Source organism: Bradyrhizobium sp. HKCCYLS20291 (assembly GCF_051167715.1).
Classification (GTDB): Bacteria; Pseudomonadota; Alphaproteobacteria; order Rhizobiales; family Xanthobacteraceae; genus Bradyrhizobium.
The window spans coordinates 36,309-53,925 of record NZ_JBNPTO010000011.1 but is presented as its reverse complement, the minus strand read 5'-3'; the positions used below and the strand labels follow the sequence as shown (position 1 = coordinate 53,925).

General features: G+C 66.3%; 15 protein-coding genes. 11 read left to right on the top strand and 4 right to left on the bottom strand.

The window, feature by feature from the left end:
* Window positions 1-11: 11 nt before the first annotated feature.
* The 9 genes from ACQR07_RS23075 to ACQR07_RS23035 all read left to right on the top strand — a co-directional run bounded on the left by ACQR07_RS23075 (window position 12) and on the right by ACQR07_RS23035 (window position 10,352).
* A complete protein-coding gene (locus ACQR07_RS23075) occupies window positions 12-491 on the top strand; it encodes a DUF721 domain-containing protein (protein WP_434868543.1) in 480 nt (159 codons plus the stop codon).
* A 118-nt stretch (window positions 492-609) separates the two neighbouring features.
* Window positions 610-1,266, top strand: a complete 657-nt coding sequence (locus ACQR07_RS23070; protein WP_434868544.1) for a DsbA family protein — start codon at window positions 610-612, stop codon at window positions 1,264-1,266.
* Between the two features lie 276 nt (window positions 1,267-1,542).
* Entirely contained in the window at window positions 1,543-5,007 is a 3,465-nt protein-coding gene (gene smc / locus ACQR07_RS23065; protein WP_434904432.1) for a chromosome segregation protein SMC, read from the top strand.
* A gap of 63 nt (window positions 5,008-5,070) precedes the next feature.
* Complete coding sequence (locus tag ACQR07_RS23060; RefSeq protein WP_434904431.1) at window positions 5,071-6,060, top strand: small ribosomal subunit Rsm22 family protein; 990 nt, start codon at window positions 5,071-5,073, stop codon at window positions 6,058-6,060.
* 144 nt (window positions 6,061-6,204) lie between these two features.
* A complete protein-coding gene (locus ACQR07_RS23055; protein WP_434904430.1) occupies window positions 6,205-6,633 on the top strand; it encodes a COG4315 family predicted lipoprotein in 429 nt (142 codons plus the stop codon).
* 186 nt (window positions 6,634-6,819) lie between these two features.
* Complete coding sequence (locus ACQR07_RS23050; RefSeq protein WP_434904429.1) at window positions 6,820-7,377, top strand: LemA family protein; 558 nt, start codon at window positions 6,820-6,822, stop codon at window positions 7,375-7,377.
* 33 nt (window positions 7,378-7,410) lie between these two features.
* Entirely contained in the window at window positions 7,411-8,604 is a 1,194-nt protein-coding gene (locus ACQR07_RS23045) for a M48 family metallopeptidase (RefSeq protein WP_434904428.1), read from the top strand.
* A gap of 261 nt (window positions 8,605-8,865) precedes the next feature.
* Window positions 8,866-9,627, top strand: coding sequence for a hypothetical protein (locus ACQR07_RS23040; RefSeq protein WP_434868550.1), 762 nt, complete (start codon window positions 8,866-8,868; stop codon window positions 9,625-9,627).
* A gap of 56 nt (window positions 9,628-9,683) precedes the next feature.
* Entirely contained in the window at window positions 9,684-10,352 is a 669-nt protein-coding gene (locus ACQR07_RS23035; RefSeq protein ID WP_434868551.1) for a hypothetical protein, read from the top strand.
* Between the two features lie 19 nt (window positions 10,353-10,371).
* Here ACQR07_RS23035 and ACQR07_RS23030 read toward each other — a convergent pair whose 3' ends face one another.
* Window positions 10,372-10,911, bottom strand: coding sequence for an adenine phosphoribosyltransferase (locus ACQR07_RS23030; protein WP_434904427.1), 540 nt, complete (start codon window positions 10,909-10,911; stop codon window positions 10,372-10,374).
* A gap of 117 nt (window positions 10,912-11,028) precedes the next feature.
* The gene (locus ACQR07_RS23025) at window positions 11,029-13,194 is read right to left on the bottom strand and encodes an anthranilate synthase component I (protein ID WP_434904426.1); all 2,166 of its coding nucleotides are present in this window, start codon (window positions 13,192-13,194) and stop codon (window positions 11,029-11,031) included.
* Between the two features lie 1,008 nt (window positions 13,195-14,202).
* On the opposite strand from ACQR07_RS23025, the gene ACQR07_RS23020 reads away from it, so the two are divergent.
* Window positions 14,203-14,331, top strand: coding sequence for a hypothetical protein (locus tag ACQR07_RS23020; protein ID WP_434904425.1), 129 nt, complete (start codon window positions 14,203-14,205; stop codon window positions 14,329-14,331).
* A gap of 414 nt (window positions 14,332-14,745) precedes the next feature.
* Here the strand turns inward: ACQR07_RS23020 and ACQR07_RS23015 are convergent, their stop codons facing one another.
* Window positions 14,746-15,318 carry a TetR/AcrR family transcriptional regulator gene (locus ACQR07_RS23015; RefSeq protein WP_434904424.1) on the bottom strand — a complete coding sequence of 191 codons (573 nt, stop codon included), beginning with the start codon at window positions 15,316-15,318 and terminating at the stop codon, window positions 14,746-14,748.
* A 132-nt stretch (window positions 15,319-15,450) separates the two neighbouring features.
* On the opposite strand from ACQR07_RS23015, the gene ACQR07_RS23010 reads away from it, so the two are divergent.
* Complete coding sequence (locus tag ACQR07_RS23010; protein ID WP_434904423.1) at window positions 15,451-15,867, top strand: 4-oxalocrotonate tautomerase; 417 nt, start codon at window positions 15,451-15,453, stop codon at window positions 15,865-15,867.
* Window positions 15,868-15,946: 79 nt separating this feature from the next.
* On the opposite strand, the gene ACQR07_RS23005 is transcribed toward ACQR07_RS23010, so the two are convergent.
* Entirely contained in the window at window positions 15,947-16,999 is a 1,053-nt protein-coding gene (locus tag ACQR07_RS23005) for a hypothetical protein (RefSeq protein ID WP_434904422.1), read from the bottom strand.
* Window positions 17,000-17,617 lie beyond the last annotated feature (618 nt).

Below are 17,617 nucleotides of genomic sequence, written 5' to 3'. Positions count from 1 at the left end.
ACCCGTTCATCATGGCAAAGCCCGGCCGCCTCACCGCAAAGCCTCTCTCGCTGATGATGGGCGACGTGCTGTCGGCCGCCTATGCCAAGCAGGGGTTTGCCGCGCGTGAGCTGGTGACGCGCTGGCCGGAGATCGCCGGGCGCGACATCGCCGAGCATGCCCAGCCGCTGAAGATGCAATGGCCGCGGCCGGTCGAGGGCCAGCCGCAGGAGCCGGCGACCTTGATCCTGCGCGTCGAGGGGCCGATGGCGCTGGAGATCCAGCATTCCTCGGATGTGATCCTGGAGCGGGTCAACCGGTTCTTCGGCTGGCATGCGGTGGGCAAGCTGGCGCTGCGACAGGGCCCGCTGACCCGCCCGCCGGTGAAGCGCCGCCCGCCCCCGCCCGATCCGAAGTCGGTGGCAAAGGTCGCCTCGACCCTGACCGCGATCGAGGACGACGCGTTGCGCGACGCACTCGCCCGTCTCGGCGCCGCCATCAAGCGAAATTGACGCTTGCCCTTCGATCCTGCTTTGCGGCCCGGCATTGCCTCAGACCGGGTTTCAAGCTAGCGAAAAGTCGAGTTACGAGCGTTTCAGGCGCGAGATGCGCCCATTCCGGAGCAGAGCCTTGATCATCACCCGCCGCGCCTTCACCGCTGCCCTGTCGCTGACCGGCCTCGCCGCGCTGGCCGGCTTCTCCCCGCTGCGGCTGATCTCGGACGCCCTGGCGCAGAGCGCCTCAGACGTGGCCAAGCCGCAGTCGCTGCCCGACATGGCGATCGGGCCCGCGGACGCTGCCGTCACCATCACCGAATACGCCTCGATGACCTGCCCGCATTGCGCGGCGTTCAACGCCACCGTGTTCCCGAAGCTCAAGGCCGAATACATCGATACCGGCAAGATCCGCTACATCTTCCGCGAGTTCCCGCTCGACATCAAAGCCGCGGCCGGCTCGATGCTGACGCGCTGCATCGCCAATGGCGACGCTCAGAAGTATTTTGCCGTCACCGACATGCTGTTCCGTTCGCAGAACGACTGGGTGGTGAAGAACACCACCGAGACTCTGACCCGTATCGGCAAGCAGGCCGGCCTCAGCCAGCAGCAGGTCGAAGCCTGCCTCAAGGACCAGGCGCTGCTCGACAAGATTGCCGCCGACCAGAAATACGCCAGCGACATTCTCAAGGTTGATTCGACGCCGACCTTCTTCATCAACGGCGAGAAGATCAAAGGCGAGTCCTCGATCGAGGAGTTTCAGAAGCGCATCAACCCGCTTCTGAAGAGCTGATTCGAGTCAACCCGAAATTACTTGAGAATCACTTGGGACTCACTGAGTCCTGCAAGTCACAGCGCGGCCCCTTCGTGGGGCCGCTTCTGTTTGTTGGGCCCGCTGCCGCGAGAAAGCCTTGGAAAAGCAGGGCCGGCGGGTTGCCCCGGGGACCGGCCATCGCCATTGTCCCGCCCTCAGAATGGGGCGCAACGGCTATTCAGTCCACATTGACATTGCCTTCCATGGTATTGTCGGGGCTGTGAGATTCGTCTCCCGCCAACAGAGAATCTGTGCATGAAACTCACGCGTCTACGTCTTCACGGTTTCAAGACGTTCGTCGAACCGACTGATTTCGTGATCGAACCCGGCCTCACCGGCGTCGTCGGTCCGAACGGCTGCGGCAAGTCGAATCTGGTCGAGGCACTGCGCTGGGCGATGGGTGAGACCTCGCACAAATCGCTGCGCGCCGCCGACATGGACGCGGTGATCTTCTCCGGCTCGAACACGCGCCCGTCGCGCAACCACGCCGAAGTGGTGATGACGATCGACAACAGCGATCGCACCGCACCTGCCGCCGTGAACGACCGCGACATTCTCGAGATCTCGCGGCGCATCGAGCGCGAGGCGGGCTCGGTGTATCGCATCAACGGCCGCGACGTGCGCGCCCGCGACGTGCAGATCCTGTTCGCCGACGCCGCCACCGGCGCGCGCTCGCCGGCGCTGGTCCACCAGGGCAAGATCGGCGAGATCATCCAGGCAAAGCCCGAGCAGCGCCGCCGCGTGCTGGAAGACGCCGCCGGCGTCGCCGGCCTGCATGCGCGCCGCCACGAGGCCGAGCTGCGGCTGAAGGCGGCCGAGACCAACCTGCTGCGCGTCGAGGACGTCATCGGCCAGCTCTCCGGCCAGATGGAAGGCCTGCGCAAGCAGGCGCGCCAGGCGATCCGCTACCGCGAGGTCGCCGCCAAGGTGCGCAAGGCCGAGGCGACGCTCTATCATCTGCGCTGGATGGGCGCCCATGCCGACCTGAACGACGCCGCGCATACGCACGACGTCGCCGTGCGCGAGATGGCGGAGCGGACCCGCGAGCAGGCCGAATCGGCCCGCATCCAGGCGATCCGATCCTCGCATCTGCCGGCGCTGCGCGAGGCCGAGGCCCGTGCGGCCGCGACGATGCAGCGGCTGAAGAATGCCCGCGACCTGCTCGACCGCGAGGAGGTGCGCGCCAAGGAGCGCGCCGGCGAACTCGATCGCCGCCTGATGCAGCTCACAGCTGACGTCTCGCGTGAGCAGCAGCAGAACCAGGATGCCCAGGTCGCGCTGCAACGTCTTGAAACTGAAGACGCGGAGCTGAAGGAAGAGATCAAGGCGCGCGTCGAGATGCGCAGCGGCGTCGACGAGCGCGTCGCCGAAGCCGAGGCGCTGCTGGCCGAGACCGAGCGCCAGTTCACCGAGCTGACGACGCAGCTCGCCGATCTCACCGCGCGCCGCAACCAGCTCGAGGCCAACGTCCGCAGCCATCGCGACCGGCTGGCGCGCCTCGACCAGGACATCGCCAACGTCCGCGCCGACGAGGCGCGGCTGGCGCAGGAGACCGCGCATCTCGGCGACCTCGACACGCTCGCCGCCACACTCGAAGCTGCAGAAGAAGCCGAGGCCCAGGCCGAAGCCGCGGTGCAGACCAACGAGGCCGCGCAGGCCAATGCCCGGCAGAAGCTCGAAGCCTCCCGCGCCCCGCTCGCCGAAGCCGAGAAGCGCGCGCAGCGGCTGGAGACGGAAGCGCGCACCATCTCCAAGATGGTGAACAGCGAGACCAAGAATCTGTGGCCGCCGATCATCGACGGCGTCACGGTGGCCAAGGGCTATGAGAAGGCGCTCGGCGCCGTGCTCGGCGACGACCTCGATGCGCCGGTCGATGCCTCGGCGCCGATGCACTGGACGGTGGCCGGCGCCGAGGTCACCGATCCCGCGCTGCCCGACGGCGTCGAGCCGCTCGCGGCGTATGTGCAGGCGCCGCCGGAGCTGTCGCGCCGTCTCGCCCAGATCGGCGTGGTGTCCAGGGATCGCGGCGCGCAGCTGGTGTCGCAGCTGCGCACCGGCCAGCGGCTGGTGTCGCCGGAAGGCGACGTCTGGCGCTGGGACGGCTTCATCGCCGCGGCGCATGCGCCGACCGGCGCGGCCCGCCGGCTCGCCGAGCGCGCCCGCCTGATCGACATCGAAAGCGAGCTGGAGCAAGCCCGCATCGACGCGACCAACAAGCGCCAGGCGCTGGAAAGCGCCGAGGCGGAGGTCAGGGCCGCGACATCAGCCGAGAGCGCCGCGCGCGAAGCTTGGCGCGCCGCCCAGCGCGAGGTGAACTCCGGGCGCGAGCGCCACGCGAATGCCGAGCGCGAGATCAACCGCCATTCGGCGCGCAAATCCGCGCTGGTCGAAGCCTCGACCCGCCTCGCCCATGACCGCGCCGAAATCGCCGAGCTGCACCAGAATGCGCTCGAGGCGATCGAAGAGCTGCCGGCGACCACCGAGGCCGACGGCCGTCTGGCCGCCGTGCGCGCCGAGATCGAGACCAAGCGCCGCGCCGCAGCGCAGGTGCGCGCCGAGGCGCAGGCACTCGCCCGCGAGGCTGAACTCGCCGATCGTCGCGTCCAGGCGATCATCAACGAGCGCAACGACTGGTTCAACCGCATCCGCGGCGCCGGCTCGCAGATCGCCACCATCGAGGCGCGCATCGCGGAGGTCCGCGACGAGCGCGCCGAGCTCGACAACGCACCGGAGATCTTCGCCGAGAAGCGCAGCGCGCTGATCGACGAGCTCGCGATTGCCGAGGAAGAGCGTCAGGTCGCCGCCGACGCGCTCGCCGAAGCCGAGACCGCGATGGGCGACACCGACCGCGCCGCCAAGGCCTCGCTCGAAGCGCTGTCGAAGTCGCGCGAAGCAGCTGCCCGCGCGGAAGAGCGGCTGGAGAGCGCCAAGCGCCGCGTCGCCGATGTCGAGCGCGAGATCCACGACATGCTCGAATGCGAGCCGTCCGCGGTCGCCGCCATGGCCGAGATCGGCCCGGACACGCAGCTGCCGCCGCTGGCCGAGATCGAGGACAGCCTGGAGAAGCTGCGTCGTGACCGCGAGCGGCTCGGCGCCGTCAATTTGCGCGCCGAGGAGGAGCTCACTGAGGTCGAGGGCTCGCACACCGGGCTGACCACCGAGCGCGACGACCTCGTCGAAGCCATCAAGCGGCTGCGCCAGGGCATCCAGAGCCTCAACAAAGAGGCGCGCGAGCGCCTGCAGTCCTCGTTCGAGACCGTCAACGACCACTTCAAGCGCCTGTTCACCGAGCTGTTCGGTGGTGGCGAGGCGGCGCTGCACCTGATCGAGAGCGACGATCCGCTCGAGGCCGGCCTCGAGATCATCGCGAAGCCGCCGGGCAAGAAGCCGCAGACGCTGTCGCTGTTGTCGGGCGGCGAGCAGGCACTGACGGCAATGGCGCTGATCTTTGCGGTGTTCCTGACCAACCCCTCGCCGATCTGCGTACTGGACGAGGTCGACGCGCCGCTCGACGACCACAACGTCGAACGCTTCTGCAACCTGCTGCACGAGATGAAGGGCTCGACCGAGACCCGCTTCATCATCATCACCCACAACCCGATCACCATGGCACGCATGAACCGTCTGTTCGGCGTCACCATGGCCGAGCGCGGCGTGTCGCAGCTGGTGTCCGTGGCGCTCGACGAGGCCGTGAAGATCCTCGACCAGCAGGTGGCGTGATCGTGCTCCGTCATTCCGGACTGTCGCGACCGCGGCACCCGGAATGACGCACGGAGAGGACGAATGATCTCTCCCGATCTTCCCGCCGCGCTGAAGGCCGCGCTGGAGACCAGGCTGCACGGCCAGTCGCGGCAGGATGCGGCGGCCCGCGCGGCCCGAATCTCGAACACCTACCGCAGCGGCGGCAATTCCGGGACGATCACGAGCGAAGCCGACGCGATCGCCTACGCGACCGTGAGGATGCCCGCGACCTACGCGGCGGTGGCTGCAAGCCTCAACGCCGTGATGCAGGCGAGCAAGGACTTCGCCCCGGTCTCGCTGCTCGACGTCGGCGCCGGGCCGGGCACCGCGAGCTTCGCCGCGGCAGAGGCCTTTTCGTCGTTGTCATCGTTCAACGCCGTTGATGCCAATCCCGCCTTGCGAACGCTGGCCCTGACGCTGGCTGAAGACACGATGCGAATCCGTGGTCTCGATTACGTGCTTGGTCCAGCGCGGGCGCAGCTCGATCGTGCCGCAAGCGCCGATCTCATCATTGCCAGCTACATGATCGGCGAGTTGACCGACCGCGAGCGCGTCGCGGTCGTCGATGCGCTGTGGGCGAAGACCAACGATACGCTCTTGATCGTCGAGCCCGGTACGCCGGCCGGCTATCGGCGCATCATCGCCGCGCGCAACCAGATCATCGCGGCCGGCGCCCATGTCGCCGCGCCCTGCCCGCACGCGGCGGCGTGTCCGCTGGTCGCTCCGGACTGGTGCCATTTCGTCCAGCGGCTGGCGCGGTCGCGGGCGCATCGCGAGTTGAAGGGCGCCGACGTTCCGTTCGAGGACGAGAAGTTCAGCTTCATCGCATTGACCCGGCAGCCAATCCCGCATCGACCGGACGCACGCGTCCTCGCCCCGCCGGTGGTGACCAAGATCGGAGCCAAGGCAAAGCTGTGTCGGGCCGACGGGACTGCGGCCGCAGTCAGTATTCCCCGCCGCGACAAGGCGGCGTTCGCCGCGGCACGGCGCTGGGACTGGGGCGACGGTGTGGAGCGGCCGCCACATCCATAGATACCGCTGCGGTGCAGCATGGTTAACTCCGGGTCGTGCCGGTCTGTCATTTTTGCAACTTCGCGAAACCCGAGAGAAATTCACGTTTGCTACGGTGAGCTGCAACAGGCGCTGAAGGCGCTGCTCACATGGGGACGCGTTTCGATGTTCAGGACGATGACGATCGCTGCAATGCTGCTCGCTTCGGCAGGAACCGCCTTCGCCGGCGGCCATGGCGGTGAGTCCTCGGCACCGCCACCTCCGAAGCAGGAAGGCCCGCCGGCCAAGGCGGTCATCGGCAAGAACGGCCCTGTCCTGACCGACCCGAAGGGCATGACGCTCTACTACACGGAGCGCGATAACACCGGCCGAAATTCGACCTGCGACGGCGATTGCGCCGAAAAGCGGCCGCCGCTCATCGCGCCCGACAATGCGATTGCCAGCGGCGATTTCACGGTCATCACCCGCAGCGACGGCAAGAAGATGTGGGCCTACCGCTACCGCCCGCTCTACACCTCGCAGCTCGATAGCGCCCCCGGCGAGATCAAGGGCGATGACCCCGGGCAGAAGTGGCGCATCGCCCGCCCCTATTGAGGCCTGCGTATCCTTGCGTTCGGCGCCCCATCCACTGGGGCGGCCACCGAACGGTCCAGCCGGCTCAGAGCGGCTTGAACGGGCGTCCCTCCTGCCGCGACCAATGCACGCCGGTTCACCCCAGAACCGGCGGCGCTGCTGCGTGTCGGCCGCCTTGTCCTCCTGCCCTCTCCCTCGGAGCCCGTCATGTCCGGCTGGATCGTCCTCGGCATCCTCGTCATTCTCGTGCTGTTCGCCTTCGGCGCCTACAACCGGCTGGTGGCGCTCAGCCAGCGGGTCGGCCAGGCCTTTGCCGACATCGATGTCCAGCTCAAGCTGCGCCACGACCTGATCCCGAACCTCGTCGAGACGGTGAAGGGGTACGCGGCGCATGAGCGCGGCACGCTGGACGAGGTCATCAAGGCGCGGAATGCTGCGATTTCGGCCCAGGGACCGGCTCAGGTGTCCGCCGCCGAAGGCCAGCTGTCCGGCGCGCTCGGTCGCCTGATCGCACTCTCCGAGAGCTATCCAGACCTCAAGGCCAACGCCAATTTCCAGCAGCTCGCCGGCGAACTCTCGGACATCGAGAACAAGATCGCCGCCAGCCGCCGCTTCTTCAACAACGCGGTGCAGGAGTACAATACCGGCATCCAGCAGCTGCCTGCGGCGCTGTTCGCCGGCACCTTCGGCTTCACCCGCAAGGATTTCTTCGATCTCGGCACCAGCCGCGCCGAGGTCGAGGCGGCCCCGAGCGTCAAGTTCTGAGCCTGCGCCCTCGCCGCTGAAGGGCCCGACACCATGGCCGCCTACGGTCTCTACACCCACATCGCATCGAACAAGACCCGTTCGGTGCTGCTGCTCGGCGGCCTGTTCCTGCTGATCTACGTGCTGGTGTTCGCCGGCGCACTGATCGCGGAGGTGATGATCAACGGCAATGGCAGCGTCGCCTATTACATGAACGCTGCCACGCGCGACCTGATCAAGGCGCTGCCCTTTGCCACGATCGCAGCCCTGGCCTGGATCGTGATCGCGTATTTCTTCCACCAGAAGATGATCGACGCCGTGACCGGCGGGACTGCTGTGACCCGCCAGGAGCAGCCGCGGCTGTACAATCTGCTCGAAAATCTCTGTATTTCCCGCGGCATCACGATGCCGCAGCTGAAGATCATGGACAGCCCGGCGCTCAATGCCTTCGCGACCGGCCTGAACCCGCGGCAATATTCGGTCACCGTGACCACCGGCCTACTCGATGCGCTCGATGACCAGGAGATCGAGGCCGTGCTGGGCCATGAGCTGACCCATATCCGCAATGGCGACGTCCAGCTGATGGTGGTCGCCGTCATCATCGCCGGCGTCGTGGGCTTCTTCGGCGAATTGTTCTTCCGCCTGTTCACCAACATGAGCTGGGGCGGCGGCTGGGGCCGTTCGTCCTCCTCCTCTTCCTCGTCGTCCTCGTCGGATTCGGACCGCAAGGGCTCGGGCGGGGGCGCGATCGTCGTCGTGATCATCGCCGTGGTGCTGATCGTGCTGGCCTGGCTGATGTCCCAGGTCGTCAAGCTGGCGCTGTCGCGGACCCGCGAATACCTCGCCGATGCCGGCTCGGTCGAGCTGACCAAGAACCCGGACGCCATGATCAGCGCGCTGCGCAAGATCGAGGGCCGCGGCGAGCTGCCCGGCGCGACCTCGGCGGTCATGGAATTGTGCGTCGACAATCCGCGCGAGGGTTTTGCCGATCTGTTCGCCACCCACCCCTCGGTCGATGCCCGCGTCCAGGCGCTGATCAAGTTCGCCGGCGGCCACGATCCGGGTCCGCTGGCGCTGCCCGCGGACCCACAGCCGGACGAGCCCGAAGCCAACGCCACAGATGGCTCCGCACCACCGCCGCTGCCGCCGGCGGGCCCCTGGAGCAATGCCGATGCCCCGGCCTCCGGGCAAGCGGCTCCCGGAGGACCTTGGACGACACCCGCTGCAGGCCCGTGGGGGCGGCACTAGCTCCGGCTGCGGTACGATTTGGGTCTCGATCCCGCGCCGCGGGCAATCCTTCTGCCACTCCCTCTCAAGTACCTCCGCGCCGGCCGGAATGTTTGGACCCAAAGCCGTCCGGGTACTTCGCCCTGGCGTGGCGAAGCCGCAAATTTCCTCTTTTCCGTGCTGCAATGAATTTGAATTCTCCAGCGTTTCTGCCATGTTCGCGCCCAAAGCAGAATGGCAAGCGCCGGCCCCCTGGCCGGCCTCAGGGCTGAAGGACTTTCCATGGCGAAACCGGCAGTGGTTGTGGTGGGCGCGGACAAGGGCGGGGTCGGCAAGACCACGGTGTCGCGGACGTTGCTCGATTATTTCAGCGCCAACAACGTCCCCACCCGCGCCTTCGACACCGAGCATCCGCGCGGCACCCTGAAGCGCTTCCACCCGGAGATCACCGAGATCGTCGACATGAATTCGACGCCGGACCAGATGAAGATCTTCGACACCCTGAGCGCAGTGGCGCCGTCGGTGACCGTGATCGACGTCCGCGCCGGCCTGATGTCGCCGACGCTGGCCGCACTGCGCGACATTGGCTTCCTCGACGCCGCCCGCTCCGGCCAGATCACCTTTGCCGTGTTCCACATCCTGGGATCGTCGATCGCCTCGCTCGACGAGATCGCCGAGACGGCGAGCTACATGATCGGGGCGAAATATTTCCTGGTGAAGAACTTCATCAACAACACCAGCTTCTTCGAGTGGGACCAGTCGACCTACAATTCCTACTTCCACCGCATCAAGGATGCGACCGAGCTGACCATCCCCAAGCTCAACGAGATGGCGTTCGAGCAGGTCGAGGTGGCGTCGGTGCCGTTCCTCAAATTCGTCGCCAACAAGGGCCCCCACGACGAGTCCGCCAACTACTCCTTCGTGCTGCGCGGCTATGTCCGGCATTGGCTGGCCAATGTCTGGAGCGAATATGACCGCATCAAGCTCACCGACATCGTCGGCTCGACCAAGGCGGCGGCGCCGCGGCCCGCCGGGGAAAAATAGCGCCTCCGTGAATGATGGGACTTTATCGCGACCGCATTTGACCTGATATAGGCTGGATGCCCGCGACGCCCGTCTACATTGTCTGCTCACCCCGGCCGCAATCCGGGAAGACGCTGCTTGCGCGGGTGCTGGCGGAGTTCCTACTGCTGAAGAACGGCCAGGTGCAGGCTTTCGACGTCACCCTGCGCGAGCCGTCGCTGCTCGACTTCCTGCCGCAGATCACGGAAACCGCGTCGATCGAGGACACCCTCGGCAAGATCCAGCTGATGGACCGGGTGATCCTCAACGACGGCATCCCCAAGGTGATCGACCTCGGCTACTACTCGTTCGACGAGTTCTTCAAAATGTCCGAACAGATCGGCTTTTTGAAGGAGGCCGCGCGGCGGAGCGTGGTCCCGATCGTTCTCTTCTGCGCCGAGGGCGACCGGGTCTCGATGCGCGCCTATGACACCCTGCGCCGGCAGATTCCGAAGCCCCAGCTGATCGTGGTCGAGAACGACCACGTGCTGCGCGAGGATCTGCCCGAGCTCTACAACCGCAGCAAGCACCTGAAGATCGCCGCCCTGCCGGCGTTCCTGAAAACCTACATCGAGCGCTTCTCGTTCTCCTTCACCAATTATCTGCGCCAGGAGAAGGACCCCTCCACCGAGCTCTACCAGTGGATCCGCCGCAACTATTATTCGCTGCGCGAGATCGAGACCGAGCTGCTGATGCAGCGGTCCTGACCCCGCGCCGGACGCCGCCTCAGTGCCCCTCGAACGCGATCAGCGAGCGCACGGGCACGTCGAGCGCGCGCAGCTTGGCGGCGCCGCCGAGGTCCGGCAGGTCGATGATGAAGCAGGCGGCCACCACGGTGGCGCCGATCTGGCGCAGCAGCTTCACCGCGGCCTCAGCCGTGCCGCCGGTCGCGATCAGGTCGTCGACCAGGATCACGCGCTCGCCGGGCTCGACCGCGTCGACATGCATCTCCATCTCGTCGGTGCCGTATTCCAGCGCGTAGGACATGCTGACCGTCTTGTGCGGCAGCTTGCCCTTCTTGCGGATCGGCACGAACCCGGCCGAGAGCTGATGCGCCACCGCGCCGCCGAGAATGAAGCCGCGCGCCTCGATGCCCGCGACCTTGTCGATCTTCGAGCCGGCCCAGGGATGCACCAGCTCGTCGACGGCGCGGCGGAACGCGCGCGCGTCCGCCAAAAGCGTCGTGATGTCCCGGAACAGGATGCCCGGCTTCGGATAGTCAGGAATGGTGCGGACCGTGTTCTTGATGTCCAGATCGAACGTCATCGTGCTCTCATCCACTCTATGTGCTTGCCGCAATTGCGAGGAGCGAAGCGACGAAGCAATCCAGTTCTTTCTTGCAGCCCCTGGATTGCGCCGCTTCGCTCGCAATGACGGCCGTGATCAACTCCCCGGCTGCTTGAGCCGGAACGCATTCTCCACGATCCTCAACCCCACGGCATCGCCGAGCGACATCAGCGATTCCGGATGGAACTGCACGCCGCCGACCGGCAGCGTCTTGTGCTCGATCGCCATCGCCACGCCGTCCTCGGTCGCTGCCGTGACGGTCAGGACCTCGGGCATGCTGTCGCGCTCGACGTAGAGCGAGTGATAGCGGCCGATGACGATCTCGTTCGGCAATCCCTGCATCAGCCGTCCGCCGCGCACCTGGACCCGCGAGGGCCGTCCATGCGCAGGCTGCGCGAGCTGACCGAGCTGGCCGCCAAAATACTCGCCCATTGCCTGCACGCCCAGGCAGACGCCGAAGATCGGCAGCTTCTTCTTAAGCGCCGCATCGATGGTCGCGGAAATCTTGAAATCCTCAGGCCGCCCCGGCCCCGGCGACAGCACGATCAGATCCCAGCTGCGCTCGGCCAGCATTGTCTGCGCGTGGATGTAACGCACCACGGTGACGTTGGCGCCGACCTGGCGGAAATAATCCGCCAACATGTGCACGAACGAGTCGTCGTGGTCGATCAGCAGCACGTTCTTGCCCGAGCCGGTGGCGTCCGGCGCGGTCGACGACAGCGGCTTCGGCGGATCGCCGCGCAGCGCCTGGAACAGCGCCGCCGCCTTGACCTGGCACTCGCGATCCTCGGCCGCGGGATCGGAATCGAACAGGCAGGTGGCGCCGACGCGGACCTCGGCGAGCCCATCCTTCATCCGGATGGTGCGGATGGTCAGGCCGGTGTTGATGGAGCCGTCGAAATTCACCGCGCCGATCGCGCCGGCGTACCAGCGCCGCGGCGAGCGCTCGTTGTCCTCGACGAACTGCATCGCCCACAGCTTCGGCGCGCCGGTCACGGTGACCGCCCAGGCGTGCGTGAGGAACGCGTCGAGCGCGTCGAAGCCCGGCCGCAGCATGCCCTCGACGTGATCGACGGTGTGGAACAGCTTTGAGTAGGTCTCGATCTGCCGGCGCGCCAGCACCTTGATGGTGCCGGGCACGCAGATCCGCGCCTTGTCGTTGCGATCGACGTCGGTGCACATGTTGAGCTCGAACTCGTCCTTCTCCGAGTTCAGGAGCTGGCGGATCTGCTCGGCATCGCCGATGGCGTCGCGGCCGCGCGCGATGGTGCCGGAGATCGGACAGGTCTCGACGCGGCGGCCGTCGGAGCGCACGAACATCTCCGGCGAAGCCGACACCAGAAACTCGCCGTCGCCGAGATTCATCAGCGCGCCATAGGGCGACGGGTTGATGCGGCACAGCCGCTGGAACACTTCGGCCGGCGAGCGCTCGCAGGGCTCGGCGAACAGCTGGCCGGGCACCGCCTCGAACAGGTCGCCGCGCGCGAACGCGGCGCGCGCCTTCTCGACCGTGGCCTGGTATTCGCCGGCCGCGTGGTCTGCAAAGCCCTGGCGCGGCTCCTTCAGGTAGACGCTGGCGTCGGTGTCGCGCGGCAAGCCCGCGGTCGACTGGCCGTTCCAGGAAAAATCGTAAGAAAGAACGACGCCGCGACCGGTGGCGCGGTCATAGGCCAGGAGACGATCGGGCACGTACAGCACGATGTCGCGCTGGTCGTTTTCACGCGCACGCTTCTGCACGAGATCCTCGATCTGGAACACGAGGTCGTAGGCGAAGGCGCCGAACAGGCCGAGCAGCGGATCGTCATTGGCCGAGAGTGCTGCGATCATCGCCCGCACCAGCGACATCACGCTGGCGCGCCGGGTGCGCTGGTCCTCCTCGACCGGCGCCGGGCCGCGGACGATGTGCCCGGCGAGCCGCGCCGGCGAGGCCGCGGTGATGACCACACAAGGCTCGCGCAGCGTGTCCTTGAGGAACGCGATCAGCACCTCGCCGCGCTTGTTCAGCGCCTGCAGGGTGAAGTCGACGCCCTTGGTCTCCAGCACCAGCGGCGGATCGGCAAAACCGAGGTCGAAGCTCTCGTACCGTCCGGGCACGGTGGTGCCGGAGGACAGCACCACGCCGCGGCGGCGGTCGAGCAGGTCGATCAGGTCGTCGAGCCGGCTGGCGCCGCCGGAAAACTGCTCGACGGCGCGCGTGATCGCAAGACCGCTGGACGTGCGGTACTCGCTGCGGGCCGGAAGGGTGAAAACGGTCCTGTTCATGGGGTCCTCTTGGGCGTCCTCTTACGGAATTTGCCGAGGAAACGCCACACAGGACCAACCAGAAGCCGCCGCTGCGTGGCGGCCCCTCTGCGATCTCATGTCAAACAAATCGCACCGGCCACCTTTTACAAGGTGCGCCACCAGAGACGGGCTGGGCGGACAACGGTGCTCATGGGCCGGAAATGACCACGGGCGGCGGCCGCGGTCAAGGGCGGCGGGGACACAGGTGGGGGTGGGATGCGTCACTCCATCAGCACGGGCGCCGCAAACCCGCTGCCCGATACAGCGCCCTCGCCCCTTGTGGGAGAGGGCATGTACGGCCCATCCGCGAACGCGGTCGGGTGAGGGGTATGTATCGGCGAACTCGACTCGTGGAGGCATACCCCTCACCCAACCGCATTTGCCGCTCTGTCCTACATGCCCTCTCCCGCAAGGGGCGAGGGCGCAGTCACGACCAGCGGCGAGCCAACGATGAGACCTACTGTGGAATAGTGGACAGGACAGGCGCCAGCATTCTCGCGACACGATCTGCCCGAGTCATGATCTTCAATCCCGCCCTCATCCAAGTCGAGGGCGCAGGGAAGGCCGGACCTCGACTGAGGCCCGTGGCCCGCCTGCAGCAAAAAAAGCAGGCGGCAGTCACCACAGGTTCAGCCGGAAGACCGGCCCTCCCTGCGCGATGGCTTACGGCTTATACGCACTCTCCCCGGGGACCGGGCTTGTTTGCCCCCGTGACCGGCGGATCATCATCACCACCAGCGTAGCCTCAGCGTCGGGAGGCCAGGACCATGCGACTTCACCGTGCGCCTCCCGCCGTTCGTCCGCACGGCATGAGCCATGCTGCGACGTGACGCGCCCACCGCATCTCCACCCCGCGTGTCATGACGATCGCGATACGCCCCTCGTGCCGGGGTGGGACGCACGCATCAAAGCATGAATTCTGAAAAATAGAAACAAGAATATTTTTGCATCAGGGACTGGACAGGCCAAATCAGCTTGAGACGATTGATGAATTTTGCCATCTCGCGCACGGTGATCAGGCTGGATTCCAAGCTGACCGAGGCGCAGGTGAATCGGGACGAGGCGTACGCGCAAAGAAAGAGCCGCGACGCCGGTGACGCAGACGCCAAGCAATGAAGGCCGACGCGTTAGAAAAGCCCGCGTCATTGAACTCGATGGCGAGCGCTCTCCTCCCCCTTGCGGCAGTGCTATCACATACGAAGATGCGGGCTGCCGCCACCAACAATCCTGCTAATTAGTTACTCCATCATGCCCGAGCTTGTTCCGCCTACGCGGCCGAAGCCGCTTCGGCGCGGCGAAGGCCCGGGCATCCACGTGGTTCTCAGCGCGCTGAACGACGTGGATGGCCGGGACAAGCCCGGCCATGACGACGTGGAGGGACGACGAGCACACCGCCGCGACCGTCATGTGCAATAGCCCCGCCGCTTGCGGGGAGAGGCTCGGAGTTGGGAGGCTCGCTCTCCACACCCCCGTCGTCCGGGCGGGAGGTCAAGTCTCGAGTCGCAGAGTTGAGTACTCTCGCTCCATTGCCTAGAGAAGCGCCAGCGCGGCCTGTTTCAGATGTGCCGCAATCGCATCGCGGGCGTCGCGCGAGGCGACGCTGCGCGCCATGGTCACGCCGCCCGAGAGCAGCGCCATCAGGGCCCAGGCCTTTTGCATCCGGATATCGTCGGTGGGTCCCTGCAGCCCTTCCGCCAACTGCCGGGCGACGCGTTCGAGGGCGGCGCCGTAGCTGGTCCTGATGGCCTCGCTGGCGCGCGTGACGTCCGGGGTCAGGCTCTGCAGACCGCAGCTCGCATCCAGCGCGCAAGTGAGGCGCTCGCCGAGATAGAAGGCGATGAAGGTCTCGGCCCAGTGGGCGCCCTGCTCCGCCTGAAGCGCTGCGATGCCCGCTCTGAGGTCCTCGAGCCCGGCCAATGCAGCCGTTTCGAACGCCGCGTCCTTCGACTTGAAATGACCGTAGAACGCACCGGAGGTGACGCCGGCCTCCTTGGCCAGGCCATCGACGCCGATCCCGCCATAGCCGAGCCGGCGAAATCCGCGGCCTGCGGCTTCCAGCAGCTTCGCCTTTGCTTCCTGTCTGTGTTCGGCCTGGTACCGCATCTGGCGCCTTTCATAGCGATCGTTATTTCATGATTGACTCATAACGATCGTTATTCTATTTAACATCACGGTCGTTATATAATGGCCGCTGTTCCCCAGACAACCGCCGCTGAACGAGCACAGGAGGACTTAATGCCGATCACCCTCACATTGACCGAAGGCGTCATTGCCGCCGACAAGGCGCCGATCGCGGTCGCGCGGATCACCGATGCCTTCCTGAGGCACCATGGTCTGGCCGGAAACAGCATCATGACGCCGAATGTCACGACCCACCTGAACATCCTGCCGAAGGGCCGGACCTTCGCCGGCGGCAAGCCGGTCGACGGCGCCTGGATCGAGACCAAGACGCCCTCGTTTGCGCTGGCCAGCCAGGAGGTGCAGACGGCGTTCTTCGGCGAAGCCACCGACATCCTGCATGACCTCTCTGGCGGCACCCTGGCCAGAGACCGGATCTGGTCCAATGGCGTGCATGCGGTCGACGGCACATGGAATCTCGACGGCAGACCGCTGACCAACGCCGCGCTGGCGGGAGCCATCTCCGCAGCCTGACATCGAGTCAGGCTGACATCGAAGCCGGCGGCCGCGGCGATTCCTCATGCGCTGGCGGCCGCCACTCAGGCGGTTCAGGTCACGTCCCCGGCTTCGTCAGCTTGAGCTCCCGGAACTTCTGCTCCGTCGCGACAACCGCATTCTCATAAACCTCGCCGCGCTCGACGAAGTAGTTGAAGTAGCCGGCCGGCGTCTCCGGCTGGATCTCGACCAGCTCGACGGCCTTGTACTTGGGATCGGTGATGACGCCACTCGCGATCAGGTCGTTGATGCGCTTGAGCGCGTCGACTTCGGCCTTGTAGCCGACCGAGAACCACATCTCGGTGGTCCAGTCCTGCACCTCGAACCAGTTCTGCGGCGCATGCCCTTGCCAGCCATTGGCGAGCGGGCGGACGGCGAAGATGCGGTCGAAGCCGTGCAGCTCGGAGATGATGCTGGCGCGGTGATAGGCGCCGTCCATCTGGCCGCCCGGCAGCTTCGTGAAGCCATACAGCGACAGCCATAGCGCGGCCTCGATCGCCTCCGGGGTGATCGGGCGGATGGCGCGCTCGGCGCTGACGTCGGAGGCGTAGCGCAGGTCGCGCTTGGCGGCGGAGCGCTGCGCCTTGGCGGCATGGGCATTCGGAATCGACTTCTCAGGCGGCAGCAGCGCCCGCGCCGCATCGTTGCCGTAGAGCCAGCCGGTGCCGGCCTCGGGATCATAGGTGTTGAAGACGATGCCGATCGGCGTCGCGTTCAGGGTGTCGGCGGCGTGCTTGAAGTCGGCCTCGCTGCGCACCGGCACGTATTGCTGCGCCGGCAGCAGCCGGTCGGCGATGACGTTGAACGGCCCATCGCGCCAGTCCGGCCAGGAGGCGAAGCGCGCCAGCGCTTCCGCAAAGGCCGGCCTGAACACGCCGGGATAACCGAACATGACGGTCCGCAGCTGCGACGCCGGATCCTCCGGGCGGCTCGAGGAGATCAATTGATCGCGCAGGTCGAGGCCCTGCAGCCAGGCCGACAGAACCAGGATCTGGCCAGAGGTGGCGGTGACGAGGTCGGGAGCGACGCCCCAGGCCCGGGCGGTATCGAGGAAGCCGGCGCCATGGGCGTTCAGGCCGCCCAGCCCGGCCAGCGCAAAGGCGATACGCACGGCTCGCTCCATCAGCAGAGGATCGGCACATGCTACCTCAGATTGTTTCGGCAACGCAAACAAAGTGCACGCGGCCCTATTCGACCATCGAACGAGAATGCCCGGACGCGCCCGTGATCGGCGCTCAAAGACCCGCAATTCAACGGTGATTCGCGGGCATAGACGGGTCTCGGACGGCCTCGGAGCTGCATCCGCTGGCTGTGATCGGCGCCACAACCTCATGTTGCGCGCGTGCACCACTCCTACTTACCTACCGCCGGTTGTCATAATCTCAAAAAGTTACATAACTCGGCCGGGCACGAGGGCAACACTGTTGTCTCCTTGCCATAGTGTAGGCAATGATTGGTTAACCATATTGAATTACCTTGGTTAACATGGCTCGCGGCAAACAGCCTCCCGTGTCGCATGCGCTCCCGAAGCAGCAGACGCTGCTCGATTGCTTCCTCGAAGCGCAGGCAAAAAGGACGAAGCGTCGACGGCGCTCCGCCGACGCGACGACCCGTGCGGCCTCTGCAGACCGGGCCGACGGTAGTTCGGTGAGCGACGAGGCCGATCCTCTGTCGACGGACGCCGAGACCGTCCGCGCGGGTTGATCCCCGCGCGATCGATCGTTCGGTG